This is a genomic window from Labilibaculum manganireducens (genome assembly GCF_002843385.1).
GTDB classification, from domain to species: domain Bacteria; phylum Bacteroidota; class Bacteroidia; order Bacteroidales; family Marinifilaceae; genus Labilibaculum; species Labilibaculum manganireducens.
Genome location: NZ_MVDE01000019.1, coordinates 1 through 22,553, shown reverse-complemented (window position 1 = coordinate 22,553; position 22,553 = coordinate 1). Strand labels below are relative to the sequence as shown.

The following is a 22,553-nucleotide window of genomic DNA, read 5'->3' as shown; positions in this document are numbered from 1 at the left end:
TATGAGTAAGGAAAGAAATTACAATTCCAGAAGTTTTCATTTATTCAGGAATTACATAACTTATAGTATTTTGCTTGTAATTATTGGAATCGCTTTGCAATACGGAGTTTTTTCAGTGATGGCTGTAAGGCAAAAAATGAAAATGTTTGATCAACAAATTGATGCAGCATTGTTGCCGATAAACGAAAGGCACATGGATTCGGTGCTTGCAGATTTATTTAAGAAAAAAGTATTTCTGGAAACTCGTTTCCAAATGTCGAAAGCCGATTCAATCAGTCTGTCCGTAAATCTGAAAGACAGCATTCTTCAGTTGGAACTGAAAGGAGTTGTTATAAAATCAACTAAAATTACAGATTTTGAAGTTGATCAATTTTTTTATCAGTTAAAACCGGCAACCTACCAGCATTTGTTTGGTACGCAATCACGGGTGAAGAGCTATTTGTCGACAATTAGCAAGGCTCCAGTTATAGTGAAAAAAGCACCCAAAGATACAACAGAAGCTCAGGCTTCAAATGTAAAAATTGAATCATTAAAACCAGAAGTCGTACATTGGATGCTGACGCTGGATAAGGAAATTGTTCTGAAAATTGAAGGAAGCGATCAATATTCCCGATCGGATTGGTGGATCGGACGAAAGTTTTGGTTTAAGGAGGATATGAATAGTCTTAAAAATTTAAAGGAGACCATTAGGTTTAAAGTGCCTGAATATTATCCCGTAATTCGATTGGTGATCTCAGAATCGGAGGCCAAAGCCATATACCGCGCATTGCCTGCAAAACCTTTTGTAGGTATCAGATTGTAGCTAAGTAAGAGCCGGTTGTAGAATAGCCGGTTTTTTATTTGTGAGCAATTCATATAAAATAAAAAGTCCGGGAACCACCCCGGACTTTAATCTAACCCATTTTAATCTATGAAAACCTAATCCTCTCGGAAAGGATAGTACAAACTTATGAAAACTATCTGGATTGAAAATGCTAAAAGATGTTAATTAAGGTTAAACAACTTAACCGGTATTTTTAAGCTGAAAATTTTTACGTAAACATCTAATATGCTTAATTGTTGTGCGTTATAGCTTTGTTGTTTTGGTGTTATGGAGAAAGTGAAATAATGTATCGCTCTGGTTACTAAAGTATTTGTGGCATAGGATTAATTTATTCTTTTCAAAATGGAAGCAAGATTAGAATTTTGGGCGTAAAAACAATATTATCAATAATTCATTATATACATTTTGTCCAAGATGTTTTTTATATGATATTTGTCTTTGGTTTTAAATCGGAAATTAAGTTGAAGGAAATCCGTGGTTTACAACTATTTTCTACAGTAAGTTGAATTAAAAAAATAGGATTGAAGTTTTTATATCTACAAATAATATTGTCTCTGTTTATTTTGAGTGTGTCGGCTCAGAATGAAATGAGCTTCGATAGTTTTTCTCAGGATGATGGATTTCCAAGTAATCAAATTCAATGTATTCATCAAGATCAAAAAGGGTGGATGTGGTTTGGTACCAGTCAGGGACTGAGTCGTTTTGATGGGTATCGTTTTGTTAATTACCTGAACTCGCCTGAAGATAGCTTGAGCCTAAGCGGAATACTGGTTCGGGTAATTTTTGAAGACCGGAAAGGAAATTTACTGGTTGGAACAGAAAACGGGGGATTAAATGTATTCGATAGGGAATTAGAACTTTTTCATCATCCCTATAACAATAATCCACTGTTAAAATCAAAAGATGTCTCAGTAAATGATATTCAGGAAGATGATGCGGGAAATATCTGGTTGGGAACGAATACTAATATTTTAAAGATCGATTCCTTGGGAACAGTCAGTGTTGTATCCTTGGGAAATGATGATGCCACCAACGAATTTAATTGGGAATTTGTTCGTGTTCTTCAGTTTGATAATTTGGGGCGCTTATGGGCCGGGACTAATAATGGTGTTTTTATTATTGATACTGAAAGTAAAAAAGTGGATCATGTTGATTTGCCATTTGAAAATGGTGATACAGATGAGATTTGGGAGATTTTCCTCGATTTGGATGGAAGTATGTGGATTGGCACCTATTTCAACGGGGCTTTTATCGTCGATCCTGTTTCTATGTCGGTAAAGCCGGTGATTTTGAATCCATCTTTTGAACGGACAGAAACAGTGCGTACTATTTCAGTTGGAGCTTTTGGTAATTATTGGATTGGCACGCGTGGAGGTTTATATCTTTACAATAAAACAAAAGCTACGTCAGATTTTTACCGGAATGATGATCGTGAACCTAGCAGCTTAATCAACAATTCGGTGCTTGATATTATACATGATAAACAAGGTGAAGCATGGATTGGTACACGTGGAGGTTTAAACCTATTGGCAAAAAACAAACAAGTCTTTCATAATTTTAAAGCACATCTCTCAGATAATAAATACCTAAACAGTAGTTTCGTTTATGCCTTGTGGGTGGATGATGAGAATAATATCTGGCTTGGGACAGAAGATGGAGGTGTAAATATTTATCATCCTGAAACCAAATCATATACCTACTTAAAAGCAGATGCTGCTAATCCAAATTCTATTTCGAAAAATTGCATTAAAGCGTTTCAGGAAGATCAGGAAGGAAATCTTTGGATTGGAACCTTTGGGGGAGGAATAGATGTTTTAAATCTTAAAACAAACAAAATTAAACACTATATAAATGATCCTTTTGATTCCCGCACTTTGGCAGATAATAGAGTATGGGATCTTCTTCTTGATAGAGAAGGAGATGTTTGGGTGTGTACTTCATTAGGAATAGATCGGTTCGATTCTAAAACAAAAGAATTTATTCATTATCCGCAGTTGGCTGGGCAGAAACTTGTTACCTGGGTTGATATGGACTCACAGAATAATATTTGGTTGGGTACTTCTGATGAAATTATTGTGCACAATCAAAGGACAAAAAAAATAACACGTTTCAAAGAGCATTCCAGATCATTTACAGAAGATACTCAAGGTAGATGTTGGATTGCAACACTTGACAAGGGGATTGTTCAGTATTCGGATGTAAAAGGACCTGTTCAGTATTATAATAAAGCTGATGGATTAGCCAATAATCAGGCCTTACGTATTTTAGAGGACGGCAAGCATTTTTTATGGATAAGTACATCCAATGGTTTGTCAAAATTTAATGTGGAAAGTAATACATTCTGTAATTTTACAAGTCACGATGGTCTGGGGAATAATCAATTTACTTACGGAGCAGCTTATAAATCAAGTAAAGGTGATTTGCTTTTTTGCAGTATTTCAGGCTTTACTATTTTTGATCCTTCTGAAGTAAAATGTGAAGAGAATCAAGTTCCTTTGGTACTTACTGAATTAAGAATTTTTAATAAAAAAATTGGAATTGGTTCAGGTAAGAACTCTGTTCTGAAAAAAAGCATTTCGGAAACCAATCATCTGGTGTTAAATTACGACCAGAATGTTTTCACTCTTGAATTTGCTGCTCTTAACTACGTTAAAAGTACCAGCAATTTATATAGTTATTATTTGGAGGGGTTTGATAAAGGTTGGAATGAACCTAGCGCAGACAGAACAGCAACTTATACTAATTTAAATCCAGGTGATTATGTTCTGCATATTAAAAGAGTTGTTTTAGGTAATCCTGAAAATAATAATGAACTGAGATTTTTGATAACGATACTTCCTCCATTCTGGAAAACATTGTGGTTTCGTTTTATTGGGTTAATTATTTTAGGAACAGTAATATACTTTCTGATTCAATTTTTTATTTATCGGGGAAAAATGAAAAATGAATTGGTTTTGGAGCGAATGAAAGCCCGAAAACTTCATGAACTTGATACGTTAAAATTAAAGTTTTTTACAAATATATCGCATGAAATACGAACCCCTTTAACACTAATACTAACTCCTTTGGAGAAATTGATTTCTCAAAAAATGCCTCCTCATGAAATAAATTCGTATTTGGATGTTATGTATCGCAATACAACAAAGCTCGATCGTTTGATAAGTCAATTATTAGATTTTAGAAAATTAGAATCAGGCAATTTAAAATTGGAACTTGCGGAGGGAGATATTGTAAGGTTTATTTCGGGTGTTGTACAATCTTTTGAAAGCTATGCTGCGGAGAAAGGAATAGATTTAAGATTCAATACTTTGAAGGAGAGGTTAGTGACTCGGTTTGATGCTGACAAAATTGAAAAGATATTGAATAATTTACTTTCCAATGCATTTAAATTTACAGAAAAAGAAGAGGAAATTACTGTCAATCTTTCCTTGGTTTTTGATACGAACGAAGAGAATACTGACGGAGAATTTATAGAAATAGTCGTTCGTGATACTGGACAAGGAATATCTGAGATAAATGTTCCTAAAATATTTAATCGGTTCTTTCAGGCCAATAAAGAAGATGTGCAAACAGGTACAGGTATTGGTTTAGCGTTTGTAAAAGAATTGGTTAAGCTACATAAAGGTGAAATTTTTGTTGTGAGTAAACCCGGAAAAGGGAGTAAATTTACAATCCGGATTCCCTATGAAAAAGAAGTCTCTGAAGTTGTTTCGGGAAATAAAACAGCAATTCCATCAATCGAACCAAATGCAAAGTTTGTTAAAGAAAAGGGCGGGACGAAAAATTCTTTTCATTCAAAAATTATGCTGATTGTTGAGGATAATCTTGATGTTAGAGCGATAATTAAAAGTCATTTCACTTCAAAATATCAGGTTTTGGAAGCGAATGATGGTAAAGAAGGGTGGAAACTGGCGCTTATTAATATTCCTGATATTATTATTAGTGATGTATTAATGCCCGATGTGGATGGTTACGAGTTTTGTAAAAGAGTAAAAAAAGATGAACGCACATCACATATTCCGGTGTTATTTTTGACGGCTCTTCATTCAAAAGAATCCGAAATAAAAGGTTTATTATGTGGTGCTGACGATTATATTACAAAACCCTTCGATCTTGCTGTTTTACAGACCAAGATTGACAATATGTTGTTAATTCGGGATTCGTTAAAAGAAAAATTTTCGAACGAAATGGTATTGCTGCCGAAAAATATTATTATTTCTTCACCCGATGAAAAATTCTTGCAAAAAGCGGTAGAGGTCGTGGAAAACAATATTGCAGATACGGATCTCGATATTGAACGATTTTCCCGGGAAGTAGGTGTGAGTAGAATGCAGCTTTATCGTAAGCTTGATGCTTTAACAGATATGACTGTAAAAGAATTCATTCGCAGTATTCGCTTAAAAAGAGCTTCGCAGTTGTTAGAGCAGGAAAGCATGAGTATTAGTGAAATTGCTTATGCTGTTGGGTTTAAAGATTTGTCACACTTCCGAAAATGTTTCCGGCAAATGTATGGTATGAATGCAACAGAGTACAAACAGAAAAAATGAAGTTTAAATTAGTTGTAAAAACTTTATTTCAATCATAATTGCAAATCAATAGTTTGTTGAAGTATATGATCTTGTTCTAGTAATTTGCTTTTAGTTCAATTCCTTATTAGCCCTAAGAAAAAAGGTTGATGACTTGTTGCGATGTGTACTTTTTTATACTTAATTAGTTTTAAGTAAAAAATATTAGGGCTGATTTCTTCTCCTTTTCGTTTCACCTTTCTTAAAATTCCCTTTTTTATTTATTTGTTAATCGCTTGTATTTCTAGTGATTGGGTACGTTTGTGATTTTTTTCGGGAAAAATGCCCCTCTTTTTTGGGAAATATTTACCCCCAAGGGAATCCAGACTATCTTCTTTGGGAATAATTAAGGCTAACAGTTCATTGTTTTACCATAATTTAGCTGATTGTAAAATTGAAGGTTTTAATATTCCTGAGGAATATTTTCATAATGCATGGAACAGGTAATTGATGGTTCTTGTGAATTGCATTTACTATAGTTGAAACCTCATTTTGTTTATTTTAATTAGAATAGGTTATAAATGTGTTTAAAATGAATAGAAAAATCCTACTTATAGTTATTGTTGGGATTGGATATAGTCAGTGTATTTCTTGCAAAAGAACAATTAAATCAGACGTGGAATGCAAAGGTTTGCATATGGCTGTTCGAATGGCAGATTCAGAAATGATTCACTTCCCTAACTCTTCAACCGTTGATTTTAACCCCAAAGGAAAATGGGGCTATACTGCCGGTCTTGTTACGAAGTCGATGGTTGAATTGTGGAAACAAACCGGCGAAATTAAATATTACGATTATGCAAAATCTTATGCTGATCAATTTATTAATGCCAATGGCGAGATTAAAGGGTACAAAAGGAGTGATTTTAATATTGATAATGTGAATTCGGGTAACTTCTTGTTTGATCTTTATCAGAATACTCACGATGATCGTTATAAGAAAGCCATTTTCATACTTCGTGATCAATTGAACGATCATCCAAGAACTACCGAAGGAGGATTTTGGCATAAGAAGAGATATACACACCAAATGTGGTTGGATGGTTTGTATATGGGGGAGCCTTTTTATGCTCGATTTGGATCTGAATTTAATGAGCCTGAAGCTTTCGACGATGTTATTAATCAATTTGTAGTTGTTCATAAACACACATATAATTCTGAGGTGGGATTGAACTACCATGGATGGGATGAAAGTAAAGAGCAAGCTTGGGCTAATCCTGAGAATGGTTGTTCTCTTCATTTCTGGGGCCGTGCTATGGGATGGTATGCTATGGCATTGGTTGATATTCTTGATTTTATTCCTGAAAATCATCCGAAAAGAGAAGAATTAATAGGGATTGTAAAGCAGGTGGCAGCAGGAATTGAAGAAGTTCAGGATCCAAAAACAGGGCTTTGGTATCAGGTCTTAGATTTAGGGAATAAGGAAGGTAACTATTTGGAATCCTCTTGCTCGTGTATGTTTGTGTATTCGTTATTAAAAGCTTCTCGCTTAAATTATATCGATAAAAGATACCGTTTGGTTGCTGAAAAAGGATACGATGGCATATTGAAAAATTTCATTAAAGAAAATGTTGATGAAACCATCAGTATTACGAGTGTTTGCTCGGTAGCTGGTTTGGGTGGAACTCCATACCGGGATGGATCTTATGATTATTATATTAAAGAACCTGTCCGGGATAATGATCCTAAAGGAATTGGCCCTTTTATTCTGGCAAGTATAGAAATGAATAACTAATAAAAATCTAAATTAAAAACTATGACAAACTTTTCTAAAGTAAAACAAAAACAACTATGTCCGATTTGTTTTCGCATAGGAGTTCTTGTTTTATTATTTTGTAGCACTTCCAGTGTGTTCGCTCAGGACATTACTGTTAGTGGTAAAGTAATTGATGCCCAAACGAAGGAAAGTATTCCAGGAACTAATGTTTTTGTGAAGGGAACTACAATTGGAACGATTACGAATATTGATGGGGCATATAAATTAGAGGCATCATCAGAAGCAATCCTCGTTTTTTCATTCATAGGGTATGAATCACAGGAAATTCCTTTGAAAGGGAAACGCATACTTAATGTATCTCTGGAGGTAGATTCAGAACAGCTGGACGAAGTTGTTGCTATTGGTTATGGTACAGTTAAGAAGAGAGACTTAACAGGGGCTGTATCATCAGTACAAGGAAAAGCATTGGCTAACATTCCGGTTAGCAGTGTAGCTCAAGCTTTAACAGGTAGATTGGCCGGAGTACAAATCACAACTGCAGACGGATCTCCTGATGCTGAGATGATTATTAGAGTTCGTGGAGGAGGTTCTGTTACTGGGGATAATTCGCCGCTTTATATTGTGGATGGTTTTCCGGTATCAAGTATGAGTGATGTATCTTCAAATGATATTGAAACCATTGATGTCTTAAAAGATGCTTCATCTACTGCAATTTATGGTTCGCAAGGAGCAAATGGAGTTGTGATTATTACAACCAAAAGTGCAAAAGCAGGAAAAACTCAGGTTTCTTACAATGGTTTTTTCCAAACAAAAAAGCTTCGCAACAGGCTGGATGTTTTGGATCCATATGAGTACACGATGAGGAATTATGAACTGGCCGCGTTGGGAGGAGAAGACGATTTGAAAAATTTCGAAAACAAATTCGGGGTTTTCGATGATTTGGATCTTTATAAGTTTCAGAAAGGAACAAATTGGCAAGATGATATGTTTGGGGCTGATGTTCTTTCACAACAACATAACATTTCTATCACCGGAGGAAATGAAAAAACGAAGTTTTCGTTAAGTACTTCCTATAATCATGATGGTGGCTTAATGAAGGATAATGATTATACACGATATTATCTTAATTTAAAGGTAAACCATAAATTAGCTGAGAACTTGAAGTTTGATGCTAATGTACGTGTTTCTGATGGCAGAACAAATGGTTCAGGAACATCAGGTGGTTCTTATAAGGTTCGTACATCCGATGCAGTTACAAAAGGGCCTGTTAATGGATTGCAGGAATTTATTCAGATTAATCCAGGTACATTAACAGATGATGAATATAGTGAATGGATTAAAAGTAATTTGACACTGTCAGAACGAGCAGCTCAGTACTGGAAAAGGAAATATAATAAAAAATACAGTTTTACAGGAGGATTAACCTGGGAGATTGTAAAAGGGCTTACTTATCGTTTAGATGGTGGATATACAATTGGTTTTAACGAAACACAAAACTATTGGGGACAATATACAAGTAATGCTTCTTATGTTGGAGGTAAACCTTTAGTAGACTGGACAAAAAGCACAGCTAAAAATTACCGTGAAGTGCAAACGCTTGCATATAATTTTAATATTAGCACACTTCATAATTTCAATATAATGCTTGGGCAGGAGCTTGTGTCGGGGCAAGGTGATGAAAGTAATATTTATGCTACTGGTTATAGTACAGACCTAACTCCAGATAAAATATTCGCCAACCTGGGTTTGGGAGAAGGAATACCAAAAGTAACAAGTGCGGTTTATGATAATGATAATTTGGAATCATTCTTTGGTCGTATTGGGTATAATTATAATGAAAAATACTTGCTGACATTAACTGCGCGGGCAGATGGTTCGTCTAAATTTCCATCGAAAAATCATTGGGGGATTTTTCCAGCAGCAGCTTTTGCATGGCGTATTACGCAGGAGCCTTTTATGGAGTCTACTGAAAACTGGTTATCAAATCTAAAACTGAGAGTAAGTTACGGAGAAGTAGGAAACAACCGGATTAAGAGTACCATGTACAAACAAAATTATAGCATTCAAGATTCAAAAGCTTATGGTATAGGTGATAAATTCTCAGGCTATTACGGTGCAAAAAATAAGCAATTAGCCAATCCTAATCTAAAATGGGAGACGACTGTAACACGCAATATTGGTTTGGATTTTGGGTTTTTTAATGAGAAACTTTCAGGAACACTGGAAGCTTATAATAATTCTTCTAAGGATCTTTTAATAGAGAGATCTATTGTAGCGCCCGGTTATGAAACAACTGTAGAGAACGTAGGAGCCATATCCAATAAAGGAATAGAGCTGTCGCTTAATGCTACTATTATAAATAAAAAAGATTTCACCCTGTCTACAAACTTTAATATTGGATTCAATAAATCGAATGTTGACAAATTGGCTGATGGAATTAGTGAGCAGGTTTACAGTTCGGGTTGGGCAGGAACAGATAATAAAGGTAATGATGATTACAGAGTAAAAGTAGGAGAACCGGTAGGTCTTATTTATGGATGGGTTACTGATGGATATTATACAACTGATGATTTTGAAAGCTATGATGAATCTTCTGAACAATATGTACTAAAAGATGGTGTTGCCGGCACTGGCTTACTGGGGGGTGTTATAGGTGTTAGACCTGGAACCATAAAATTAAAAGATCTTGATAATTCAGGAACTGTAGATAGAGAAGATCGAAAAGTTATTGGAAACACAAATCCTGATTTTACAGGCGGATTTAGTATGAATGCAATGTATCATGGGTTTGATGCTTCTGTGATGTTTAGTTTCGTATACGGTAATGATATTTACAATGCCAATAAAATTGCATCAACACAAAAATATCGTACAAATGATGCGAATCTCTTAGCCATAATGGATGCAGAAAACAGTTACTCTTATCTGAATCGCGAAACAGGGGAAGTAGTTACTGATTTGCAAACATTAAAAACAATGAATGAGGGGAATAATAAGAAAGAATTATGGTCTCCATACTCTTTTGGCAACGCTGTAGTTTTACCACATTCATGGGCAGTTGAAGATGGTTCTTTTCTGCGTTTACAAAATATTACATTAGGATATACACTTCCCGAAGCAATAAGCCAAAGAGTTTCCTGCAGCAGATTTAGAGTCTACTGTACTGTGAATAACCTGTGGACGTGGACCAATTATACAGGATATGATCCGGAAGTTAGCTCTCCGGTGCGCAGTTCTTCTACATCAGGGCTTACTCCAGGAGTAGATTATTCATCGTATCCAAAGAGTTTATCCTGGACATTTGGTGTTAATGTTACATTCTAAATTTTAGTGAACTAAAACAAAAGCAGAAAAAATGAAAAAATATATTATACCAATCTTCTATTTGATGGTGATTTTAATGTCATCATGCGAAGACCATCTAGAAGTCGAGTCTCCATCTTCTTTTGATGCAGATTATGTATTTTCAAATACAGCAGACACAAAAAAAGCGCTTCTTGGCGTATATTCTCTTTTTGCTCAGGATCCCTATTCTTCACGGATGTCATGCGTATGGATGCAAAATTCAGATGTTGAAGCAATACAGCCATCTGCAAACCCAGATGGTTCACGCCGGGATATTTGGTCTTTGCAGGGAAGCAATTTAACTGGTTTTGGTGATATCAATAAAGCTTGGCAGAATAATTATCTGGCGATTGATAGAGCAAACCAATGTATCGAGGGAATTAAATCAAGCAGTATCGCAGAGGATAAGGATATGAAAATGATGTTGGGAGAAGCATATTGTTTACGAGCATATCGCTATTTTCTTCTTACTAATTTTTGGGGTGATGTTCCATATTTTACTTATGCCGCAAAAGCAGGTCTGAAATTAGATATTCCTAAAACAGATAAGAATTACATTTATACCGGGTGCATTCAAGATTTAGTAGATTGTGAAGGAGAAATGTATTTTGCCGATGAATATGCCGATGGAATTGAACGTATGAATCGGGAATTTGCCATGGGGATGATTTCCCGTTTGGCTTTGTTTCGAGCTGGTTATGGGATGACAAAAGAAGGAGTCATGAAAAAAGCTGATGAATACCTTCCTGTTGCATCTAATGATAGTTTGGCTGTGACGTATACTATTGATGGTGTAAAGAAAATTGCAAGAACTTCCGATGAGTATTATCAGCTTGCTTCTGATTATTGTCAGAAATTAATTGGCTTAAAGGATCGTTCGCTAAATCCTAGCTTTAAAGAGGTGTTTTATAATGAATGTGTATTTAAAAAGCCTGTTAACGATGATGTTCTTTATGAGGTTGCAAATTTAGCAGAAAATGGAGGTGATGTTGGTTGGTGTGTTGGAACAACTGTTACCGGAGGATCTAAAGGGAAATCAACAATTCAGGTAAACCTGACACCAACTTACTATTTTTCATTTGATGATAAAGACAGTAGAAGAGACGTGACTGTTTCAAAAGTTTATTACAAAGATGATAATGATGAATATGTGTCAAATATTACCAGTTTATCAACGGGAAAATGGAATCGTTTATGGCTAACAATCGATCCGGGATCCGAGTCTTCTAAAGGAACAGGAATTAATTGGCCTTTAATGCGGTATTCTGATATTCTTCTGATGTTGTCTGAAGCTGAAAATGAGTTGAATGGCCCTAATTCACTTGCGAAAAATGCTTTGGCAAGAGTGCGGAAACGAGCATTTGCAGAAGAAGATTACAGTACAAAAGTTGATACCTATATTTCCGGTCTTTCTTCAAAAGAAGATTTTTTTGATGCTATTGTTAACGAACGTGCCTGGGAGTTTGGTGGAGAGTGTTTGCGTAAATTTGACTTGGTAAGATGGAATATTTACGGGAGGAAAATTATTGAAACTAAAAACACATTAAACAATATTGGGAAAGCAGCTTATGAACTGGATCTCTCAGATCCTGATGTTGCACAATATGTTGATTACGCAGCTAAATTATATTATCAGAAAACAAATGGTGCAATTCGGTTTTTAAATACCAAATATGTGCCTGAAGAAATTCCTGAAACAACAGTGGATGAAGATGATCTTGAGAATGATGGAAATGAGAATGCTTATGCATCAACAAACTGGGCAAAATCATTATATAGTTACACTGATAATTTAGAAACTGGCGAACGTATTTATGAAAGTGCTGATTATACAACCAGATGCTGGCGGGGATATACTGATGATAGCGGTATTTCTGCAGTACCTTATTTACTCCCAATTTCAACAACAACCATTAGTGCCAGTATGTATTTAGATAATAATGGATATGGACTTGATTTATAAAAGCTATAAGAGTGAATTATAGTATCAAATGGATTATTTAAGAATAATAATCCCATAATATAAATTTAAAATCTGGTTATATGAAACGTGTTGTAAGGGATACTTTCCTGCACAAAGAATAGACTCTTATGGCTTGTTTTATATGTTTATTATAAATAAAAATTGCAAACAAATGAAATATAATAACCTCAAAATGAAATTGCCTTTATTGGTAGCAATGTTATTTATCGTTATTTTTTCCGCATGTCAGGACGATGACGATTTAGCTGTTGCAGACCGCTTATTTCGCCCAACTATTAGTGAAACCAGTTATGGTGGAACATGGATTAAAGCAGAATGGGATCAATACGAAAATGTAGAATATTATGAACTGAAAATTTCCGATGATTCTTTAAAAACATTTGTACAGGAAGTAACTACCGATACCTCCTTTTATATTTTTGAAAATTTGGAATATGATACAGATTATTACCTGCAGATTAAATCAGTTGGAGAAACGCTGGAGTCGAGACCTTACGTAAATAAAGTTATTACGACTTCAGATTATCCAACTCAACTCAACTCAATTTCATCCAGCGATGTAATCGATAATCAGGTTCGGGTTTCATGGGAGAGCGTTGTTTACGATAGTTTGATGTTGTTTAAAAATGATACCCTTATAACAACAGTTGCTTTAACAGATAGTGAGAATGAAAAGAAAGAGAGAATAATTAAGAATTTGGTGGAAGAATCATCTTACGTTGTAAAAGCATATAGTGAGGGAAATTATTTGGGAAAAAAAAGTTTTACTACTATGCCAGCACAAACTTTTGAAGGAGATGTAATTGATCTTAGAAGTTATAGTGAAGAAGAAAGTTATTCTTTATTATCTCAGGAATATTTTGATCAGTTAGCGATCGATCATCCAAATGGTGTAACACTTGTATTGGCAGGAGGAATGGCTTACGAATTAACCGGACCAACATTGTCATCCAATGTTAGTATTGTTACAGGATACAGCTTGAATGGGAAAGCTGTTATTGCAGTATCGGGTAACTTCGATGTTGATGGAGCGGCAAATATTCAGAAATTGTATTTTGAAGGTATTTCATTCACCGACCATCCGGATAAACCAAAAACTACTGACAGTAATTTTGGTGGCACATATATATTTAATGTTTCAAATTCGGGAGCTGCTGTTGATTCACTTACATTTGAAGACTGTGAAATAAGATACAAACGTGGAGTAATACGAATTAAAACTGCGGCAACAATTAGTGCAATTACAATGAACAATTGCCTTATAGATTCCATTGGAGGTTACGGTGTGATAAAACAAGATAACAGTTCAGCGGTAATAGAAGATATTCGTATTACAAACTCAACAATAACACATGCACAAAAGTTTGTTGAGGCAACTAAGGCTCCTACTTTAAAATCATTTACCATTAAAAACCTCACAGCATGTTTTGTTCCTGGTACGAGCAATTATTATTTATTCGATCTTAAAGGGCAATTATTGGAAAATGGTTTTTCAATTACCAAATCATTATTTGGAATGGGATGGAATACCGACATGATTAATGGTTATCGAAGCAGTGCTGCAAGCGTTACTATAAAAGATAATTATAGAACAAGTGATTTGGTATGGACTTTCGTTACTGATGAGGCAGGTGCTGTTACAGTAGTTGCACCAATGGACATAAATCAGTTAAGTGGTGACATTTATTCTGTTTTTGCTGACCCGGATAATAATGACTTTTCTGTTTCTGATGATCGTTTGAAAGATAAAGTTGGTGATTCTCGTTGGTGGTAAACATCAATTAATCTACAATAAAATATTGCAAAGAAGAACCAGTATTCTTTGCAATATTTTTTTTCATTAAAATTATACCTGTTTAATTTAAAAAGAGATTTTACTCAAAATGAATTAATTTTTAGTAGATCGAGGTAAAAAAGGAAAGCACAGCCAATTTAGCTTGCATCTTTTTTAACTGAGATACAGTTGAAGAGAAACATTTCGCAGGCTATGTTTTAATGTTAATTTGGTATTGTTTGAACTATTTATTTTCTAATAGAATTGAAATATGAATAAGAAGATGAAATTATTCAATACTATATTTATACTGTTTACAGTTATGTGTAGTGCATTGGCACAAAGGAGTGAATTGCCAGCTTTTCCTGGTGCTGAAGGACATGGGAAATATGTTACAGGAGGCCGTGGTGGAAAGGTGATTTATGTAACTAATTTGAGTGATAATGATCAAAAAGGGTCATTGCGCTATGCAATAAATCAAACTGGTGCCAGAATTATATTGTTTAAAATTTCCGGAACAATCCAGTTGAAATCCAATCTAAAAATAACCAGCAACAATATTACCATAGCAGGACAAACAGCTCCGGGCGATGGCATTTGCCTAAGAGATTATCCAGTAATTATTTCCTGTGATAATGTGATTATCCGTTTTATGAGATTCCGCATGGGAGATGCTGCCAAACAAGAAAATGATGCTTTGGGAGGTCGTTTTCGTGAAAATATTATTGTAGACCATTGTTCTATGAGTTGGTCTACAGATGAATGTGTTTCCTTTTACGCAAATGAAAATTTCACGTTGCAATGGAGTATCATCTCTGAAAGTCTTCGCAATTCGGTACATGAAAAAGGAGCTCATGGATACGGGGGAGTTTGGGGAGGTAAAAATGCTTCTTTTCACCACAATCTTCTTGCAGATCACGATAGCCGAAATCCCCGCTTAGGGGAATATGCCGGAGATAAATTCGCATTAACCGATTTGGTTGATTTGCGGAATAATGTAATTTATAACTGGGGTGGAAACAGCTGTTATGGTGGAGAAGCTATGAATGTGAATATTGTAAATTGTTATTACAAACCGGGTTTAGCAACCTCATCATCAAAATCAACACGTATTGTATCAATTGATAAATACACAAAAAACAACACTTCTGAAATTTATGATATTTGGGGGCATTTTTATATCGATGGAACTATTATTGAAGGGGTGGAAGAAGCATCAGAAGACAATTGGACATATGGTGTTTATAATCAATTTGCCAGTAAGTATGGCAGTTTGTCTGACGAAGAAAAAGACGCAATTAAAGCAAATATATCATTCGATTCTGGCGAAATTACTACCCATACCGCAGATGAAGCTTATAAAAGGGTATTAGACTACGCAGGTGCCAGCCTGATGCGAGATGCCGTTGATAAAAGAATTATTGATGATGTACGAAACGGAACAGCCTCAGTTATGGATGGAGGGAATGGGAGTACAAATGGTATTATTGATACACAAAGTGCCGTTGGTGGTTGGCCGAATCTGATGTCGGCAGAAGCGCCTGTAGATACTGATGAAGATGGCATGCCAGATAGTTGGGAGAAAAATAATGGATTGAACAGCAATAATGCTGATGATGCCCTGCAGACGACTGTAGATGCCGAATATTCTAACCTGGAAACCTATCTTAATAGTTTAGTTTCAGACATTGTTAATAACCAAAACAAAGATGCAGTTGTTGATGTAGTTACTGGGGTGGGTGAAATTCAACAACCGAAAATACAAATATTTGGGGGAAGGCACAGAATTTATATAAAAGGTATTGATTTGAGTACTAATGTTTCTGTTTTTGATATAAAAGGGGTACTTGTAAAACAGCTGCAAATAAATAGTGACATTAATTTTACAATCAAGCATGGCTTTTATATTGTAAGAGCTGTTTCTGAAAAAGAAGTTAAAAGCACAAAAATTATCGCTGAATAGCTATACTATATCACTAAAAACAGAGAGTTTTGAAAAGTGAATTGGAAGAAGAACATTCAGCGTTTTGCCTTTATAAGCATCTCTATAGTAGTATATTGTGCTTTTTTGAATTTTATTTTTTGCAGTCTTTGGGAAGAATACCCCTCTTGTTTGGGAAATAATTTCCTGTCAGGGAATACAGACTGTCTTCTTTGGGAATGGTAAAGGCAGTTAACTTCATCTGTTGCTTTAATTTTATTGCCTGAAGCATCAACTATTACTTTACGATCCGGAGGTGATGTGTTTCGTAATACCTGGATTGTAGAATTGAGAATTGGAGTGAACGGATCAAATGTAATCATTAACCAGAGTCTGGATGTTGTTAAGTGTGTTGTAAAAATATAGATGTATGTTGAAAATAAAATTAATGTGTATGAAATGGAAATATCTTATTCTTATTGTTTTTATTACCTGTTTTAGTCAATTTTCAAGAGGAAGTACAGGTTCAAATTACGATTTTATTGTGTCCAAGGATGGTGACGGAGACTTTACATGCATTCAGGATGCGATTAATGCGGTTCCTGATTTCAGAAAAAACAGGACTTCTATTTATATCAAAAATGGAGTTTACAAGGAAAAATTGATTCTTCCTGCTTCTAAAAATCAGGTTTTATTTATTGGTGAGAGTTTGGAGAATACGATAATTACTTTTGATGATTATGCATCGAAGAAAAATTGTTTCGGAGAAGAAAAAGGAACAACAGGCTCTTCCGGATTTTACATTTTCGGAGATGATTTTAAAGCAGAGAATATTACTTTCGAGAACTCCTCAGGACCGGTTGGGCAGGCAGTTGCTGTGCGTATTGAGGGCGATCGTATTTTTTTTAACAACTGTCGTTTTTTAGGAAATCAGGATACTCTTTATCCTCATGGCGAAAATAGTCGTCAATATTACAAAAACTGCTTTATCGAGGGAACAGTTGATTTTATTTTTGGATGGTCGACAGCGGTTTTTGAAAAATGCGAGATCTTCTGCAAAGGGCCAGGTTACGTAACAGCGGCTTCTACCTTGGAAGAAACACCTTTTGGTTTTGTGTTTATCAACTGTAAGATCACAGGAAATGCTCCTGCTGGATCGGTTTATTTAGGACGTCCGTGGAGGCCATATGCTAAAACCGCATTTATAAACTGCGAATTAGGAGAGGTTATTAAAGCCGAAGGTTGGCACAATTGGAATAAAAAAGATGCTGAACGAACTGTTAATTATTCAGAATATAAAAATACGGGTTCAGGAGCCAAATATGCGAATAGAGTTTCATGGTCGCATCAATTAACAAAAGAAGAAAGAGAAACTTATACATTGGAAAATATTTTTAATGGCTGGATTCCTGAATCAGCCGCAAACATTCAAACACAATGAGAAAAAAATTAAACATACTCATACTCCTTTATTTATTGGGGAGTACAATTCTTTTTTCCTGTTCATCAGCAATAGAAAATCAGATTGTAGTTGCAGCAGATGGATCAGGTGATTACAAAAGTATTCAGGAAGCAATTAATGCCGTAAGGTCATCTGAGGAAACAAAGCTTATTTTTATTAAATCAGGAATCTATAAAGAAAAGCTTGTTGTTCCTGTAGATAAGGAGAATATTCATTTTGTGGGCGAAGACGTTGCAAAAACGATCATAACCTGGGATGATTATTCTGGGAAAGGCGATATCAATACATTTACATCTTTTACCATGCAGATTTTAGGAAATAATATTTGTGTTGAAAACTTAACGATTGAAAATTCGGAAGGTATGCAAGGACAAGCAGTAGCTTTGCATGTAGAAGGAGATGGCTGTTCGTTTAAAAAATGCCGGATTTTGGGAAATCAGGACACTGTTTATGCCTCAGGAAAAAATAGCCGTCAGTATTTTCAGGAATGTTATATAGAAGGAACAACCGATTTTATTTTTGGCTCGTCAACAGCTGTCTTTCAGGATTGTGTAATTCTATGTAAAAAAAATTCTTACATCACTGCGGCATCAACACCAAAAGAGAGTGAGTTTGGATACGTATTTATGAATTGCAAAATAGAAGCAACGCCCGAAATTTCTAAGGTATTTTTAGGAAGACCTTGGCGTGATTACGCAAATGTGGTTTTCTTGAATTGTGTGTTGGGTGCACATATTCGCCCTGAAGGATGGCACAACTGGTCGAAGCCTGAGAGAGAAGAAACAGCATTTTATGCAGAGTATCGGAATCGTGGTTTAGGAGCTGATACAAGCGATAGAGTTGTTTGGTCGAAACAATTAACGGCGAAACAAGCTGAAAAATATACAGTAGAGAATGTGCTTCAGCTTAGTAAGTGGGAAATAAAATAAATCAGATATTATTGTTTTTAATCGATTTTGAAGAGAATAAAGTGTTATGGGAAAACAAAAAATAAATAGGAAGAAAATAGTTCCGTTCTGGCTGATTGCTTTTTTTGCAGGTATTGTTAGTCCTGCGATAGCACAATCTAATGATGAAAATAAACAGGACATCTCTCAGGTATGGGTCGCTGACAATGGCGATGGAACCTATAAAAATCCAATTTTGCATGCTGATTATTCAGATCCTGATGTAGTAAGGGTGGGAGATGATTTTTACATGACAGCTTCGTCGTTTAACTGTACTCCTGGTTTGCCGGTTTTACATTCAACCGATTTGGTTAATTGGGAACTAATTTCCTATGCATTACATAAACAACCGCCTTTTGATGTGTTCGATAAACCGCAGCACGGAAATGGTGTTTGGGCTCCATGCATTCGCTTTCACAAAGGGGAATATTACATCTACTATCCTGATCCTGATTTCGGAATTTACCTTACCAAAGCAAAAGATCCAATGGGACCTTGGTCCGAGCCAATATTGGTGAAAGAAGGAAAAGGTTTGATTGATCCATCGCCTTTATGGGATGATGATGGAAAAGCATATTTGGTTCATGCATTTGCTGGTAGTCGTGCTGGTGTAAAGAGTATTCTTGTTGTTAGCAAGATGAGTACTGATGGAATCAAGCTGTTAGACGATGGGGTAATGGTTTTTGATGGAGGCCAAGATCATCCGACTTTAGAAGGGCCAAAATTTTATAAGCGAAACGGATACTACTACATTTTTGCTCCGGCAGGTGGTGTTTCAACAGGTTGGCAATTGATTATTCGATCTAAAAACATTTATGGACCATACGACTCAAAGGTTGTTTTGGAAAAAGGAAAAACAGCTGTAAATGGTCCGCATCAAGGTGCTTGGGTCGATACTCCTTCCGGAGAAGATTGGTTCATTCATTTTCAGGATAAAGATGCTTACGGTCGAATTGTTCATTTACAGCCAATGAGTTGGAAAAATGATTGGCCGGTAATGGGTATTGACTTGGATGGGGATGGAATTGGAGAGCCTGTGTCTAGTTATAAAAAGCCTGATTTGCCAAAAGGGAAAGTAATGACTCCATCCGAAAGTGATGAGTTTAATGAGCCATCATTGGGTTTACAATGGCAATGGCATGCCAATCCAAAAATAACATGGGGATTTCCAACCGGACATATGGGTTTTTATCGTCTAAATTGTATTCCTAAATCAGACGATTATGTGAATTTGTGGGAGACTCCAAATTTATTACTACAGAAATTTCCGGCTGAAGAATTTATGGTGACAACGAAATTTACATTCAATAATCATTTTGATGGTGAGGAAATAGGTTTTGTTGTAATGGGAGAAAATTATCAGTTTATCTCTCTAAAACAGATCAATGAGAAATTAAAAATTCGGGTTGTTCGTTGCGGTAATGCAAGAAAGAATGGAGCTGAAAAAGAACTGTTTGAACATGGTTTTAAAGAGAAAACAGTTTATTTCAGACTAAAAGTTAAAGCTGGTGCCGTTTGCTCTTTTAGTTATAGCGCCGATGGAGAGAAGTTTACAGAGGCAGGAGACAATTTTAATGCAGTTCCGGGACGTTGGATTGGGGCAAAAGTAGGATTCTTTGCTCTTCGTGATGGTGTAATTAATAATGCAGGAAGTGCTGACATTGATTGGTTTCGAATAGAGAAGATTGAGGAATAGGACGCATATTTAGTTGATCGGTTTAAAACAATTGTCGATAGATTTTCTTCCCAGTAAAAGAAAAGAATATGTTTCCAAATATTATTTCATGAATTTACCTGCGGGGATTTATGAAGCATTTCCTGATGGACAGAATGATAATAAACATTTTCAATCGGTCGGAGCAAAAGAAATAGTCCGATTGATTTTTGAGGGAATGAAAACATTTGAAGAATAGTAACCCTAAATCAATAAGATAGAATGAGAGTGGTAGAAAAAAAAATTAAGAGATTTTTTTATTCGGTTTTGGTTCTTGTATTGGCGTTTGCCTGTCAGAATAAACCAATTGAAAATAGTGGAATAAGCAAGGTGTACGAGGGAATCGAGTTTGATATGCCTCAGGTTGTAGAGCCTGCATTTCCTGATTTTTCAGTTTCAATTGCTGATTTTGGAGCTGTAGCGGATGGGAAAACAATAAATACACAGGCTTTTGCCGATGCTATTAAGCATGTTGCAGGTAAAGGAGGAGGAAAAGTAATTATTCCAAGGGGAATATGGATAACCGGACCCATTATTTTGAAAAGTAATATCAACCTTCACGCCGAGGCTGGTTCTTTGGTGCTGTTTAGTACCAATAAAGATTTGTATCCATTAGTGAATGCAAGTTTCGAAGGCTTAAATACAGTTAGGTGTTTGTCGCCAATTCAAGGGAACGATTTAAGAAATGTTGCCATAACAGGAAGTGGTGTTTTTGATGGGTCAGGAGAAGTATGGCGTATGGTAAAGCGTTCGAAATTAACCGGTGACCAGTGGAAAAAGCTTGTCGCTTCAGGAGGAATTGTCGATGAAAAAGGAGGGAAGTGGTATCCGTCTGAGGGGTTTGTAAAAGGAGACAGGCAAAGTAAAATGAATGTGCCTCAAAATTTAAAAACGATAAAAGAATACGAGGAAATTAAAGATTTTCTACGTCCCGTAATGGTAAGTATCGTGAATTGTAAAGAGGTGTTGTTGGATGGTCCCGTGTTTCAGAATTCGCCGGCATGGTGCATTCATCCGCTAATGTGCGAAAACCTAACGGTGCGAAATCTTACAGTACGTAATCCTTGGTACTCTCAGAATGGTGATGGCATTGATATAGAGTCTTGTAAAAATACCATTTTAACAAATTGTAGTTTTGATGTGGGCGATGATGCAATCTGTATTAAATCAGGTAAAGATGAAGATGGTCGCAAAAGAGCCATGCCTACCGAAAACCTGATTGTGAAAAATTGTATTGTGTATCATGGGCACGGAGGTTTAACTGTAGGTAGTGAAATGTCGGGAGGAGTTAAAAATATGCATGTTTCGGCTTGTACATTTATGGGAACTGATGTTGGATTGCGATTTAAAAGTAATCGTGGTAGAGGTGGTGTTGTGGAAGGAATTTACATTTCTGATATCGATATGATTAACATTCCAAACAAGGCGATCTCCTTTAATTTGTATTATGGAGGGAAATCGGTTTCCGAAATGCTTCCTGAGATAACAGAAGAAACTCCGCAATTTAAAGACATTAGTATTAAAAATGTCACTTGTAAAGGAGCCGCTCAAGCCATTTATTTACAAGGCCTGCCCGAAATGAATCTTAAAAACATTTTGTTGGAAAATATTACAATGGAAACAGAAAAAGGGCTGTTGTGTATCGATGCAACAGGTGTTACGATTCGAAATTTGCATTTGCAAACCAATGTATTTCCTGCAATTGCCTTATATAATTCAAAAAATGTATCTGTAAAAGAGCTTGTGTTGTCGGAATCTGAGAAGCCACTTATTTCAGTTCACGGAGAAGAGACAGAACAGATTCATATCGATGTTCATTCAGCAGCAGATGTTAATTCGATTCTAGAAGTTGGACATGAAGTGAATCGAAATATACTGAAAGTAAACACATTCTAAATGAGTAGAATGCGAAAATTAATTATGTTGTTTTTTTATTGTTCCTTGTAATTGCGCTGGCTCAGCAGTTTGCCTTTCCCGGAGTCGAATATTTTAGGCGTTTTATCAATGATGGGTGAGATGAAGACGTTCAGATCATCAATAAACTTATTGATGATCTGACGATCTCCGGAAGGTTAATTGCCTAGGGCAGTTAATAAGAAAGGTACACGAACCATTGTATTGGAGATAAATTATAAGGAACAATATCATCCAAAATCACCGAAAAGTTCACGTTATACCATTTTACAGACTAATTTACTCACAAAAGCAATTTGTATAAATTGGATAACCAGTAATGGATTTGATTAAATCGGGATTCAACTCATTTACCATCATTGTAATCTTTTCTTGTAGATCTGATATTTC

At 35.6% G+C, this 22,553-nt stretch carries 12 protein-coding genes; all 12 read left to right on the top strand.

The window, feature by feature from the left end; translation table 11 throughout:
* Position 1 precedes the first annotated feature (1 nt).
* The 12 genes from BZG01_RS12810 (at position 2) to BZG01_RS12750 (ending at position 22,145) form a co-directional block, all read left to right on the top strand.
* Positions 2–802, top strand: a complete 801-nt coding sequence (locus BZG01_RS12810; protein ID WP_101310240.1) for a hypothetical protein — start codon at positions 2–4, stop codon at positions 800–802.
* A gap of 542 nt (positions 803–1,344) precedes the next feature.
* A complete protein-coding gene (locus BZG01_RS12805) occupies positions 1,345–5,370 on the top strand; it encodes a hybrid sensor histidine kinase/response regulator transcription factor (RefSeq protein ID WP_143470909.1) in 4,026 nt (1,341 codons plus the stop codon).
* Between the two features lie 550 nt (positions 5,371–5,920).
* Positions 5,921–7,120 carry a glycoside hydrolase family 88/105 protein gene (locus BZG01_RS12800; RefSeq protein ID WP_101310238.1) on the top strand — a complete coding sequence of 400 codons (1,200 nt, stop codon included), beginning with the start codon at positions 5,921–5,923 and terminating at the stop codon, positions 7,118–7,120.
* A gap of 21 nt (positions 7,121–7,141) precedes the next feature.
* Positions 7,142–10,426 (top strand): SusC/RagA family TonB-linked outer membrane protein, encoded by a 3,285-nt coding sequence (locus BZG01_RS12795; RefSeq protein WP_101310237.1) that lies wholly within the window; start codon positions 7,142–7,144, stop codon positions 10,424–10,426.
* A 31-nt stretch (positions 10,427–10,457) separates the two neighbouring features.
* The gene (locus BZG01_RS12790) at positions 10,458–12,410 is read left to right on the top strand and encodes a RagB/SusD family nutrient uptake outer membrane protein (protein ID WP_101310236.1); all 1,953 of its coding nucleotides are present in this window, start codon (positions 10,458–10,460) and stop codon (positions 12,408–12,410) included.
* 172 nt (positions 12,411–12,582) lie between these two features.
* Positions 12,583–14,205: a DUF4957 domain-containing protein gene (locus BZG01_RS12785; RefSeq protein ID WP_180327309.1), complete on the top strand. Its 1,623-nt coding sequence runs from the start codon at positions 12,583–12,585 to the stop codon at positions 14,203–14,205.
* Positions 14,206–14,476: 271 nt separating this feature from the next.
* Positions 14,477–16,168 carry a pectate lyase gene (locus BZG01_RS12780; protein ID WP_218973104.1) on the top strand — a complete coding sequence of 564 codons (1,692 nt, stop codon included), beginning with the start codon at positions 14,477–14,479 and terminating at the stop codon, positions 16,166–16,168.
* Between the two features lie 412 nt (positions 16,169–16,580).
* Positions 16,581–17,567, top strand: coding sequence for a pectinesterase family protein (locus BZG01_RS12770; protein WP_218973103.1), 987 nt, complete (start codon positions 16,581–16,583; stop codon positions 17,565–17,567).
* Positions 17,564–18,517 carry a pectinesterase family protein gene (locus BZG01_RS12765; protein ID WP_101310232.1) on the top strand — a complete coding sequence of 318 codons (954 nt, stop codon included), beginning with the start codon at positions 17,564–17,566 and terminating at the stop codon, positions 18,515–18,517. The genes BZG01_RS12770 and BZG01_RS12765 overlap by 4 nt, the downstream gene beginning before the upstream one ends.
* A gap of 46 nt (positions 18,518–18,563) precedes the next feature.
* Positions 18,564–20,231 carry a glycoside hydrolase family 43 protein gene (locus BZG01_RS12760; protein WP_101310231.1) on the top strand — a complete coding sequence of 556 codons (1,668 nt, stop codon included), beginning with the start codon at positions 18,564–18,566 and terminating at the stop codon, positions 20,229–20,231.
* Between the two features lie 88 nt (positions 20,232–20,319).
* On the top strand, positions 20,320–20,448 hold the full coding sequence (locus BZG01_RS21995) for a hypothetical protein (RefSeq protein ID WP_281256430.1): 129 nt from the start codon (positions 20,320–20,322) through the stop codon (positions 20,446–20,448).
* Between the two features lie 23 nt (positions 20,449–20,471).
* Positions 20,472–22,145 carry a glycoside hydrolase family 28 protein gene (locus BZG01_RS12750; RefSeq protein ID WP_101310229.1) on the top strand — a complete coding sequence of 558 codons (1,674 nt, stop codon included), beginning with the start codon at positions 20,472–20,474 and terminating at the stop codon, positions 22,143–22,145.
* The last annotated feature ends 408 nt before the right edge of the window (positions 22,146–22,553 follow it).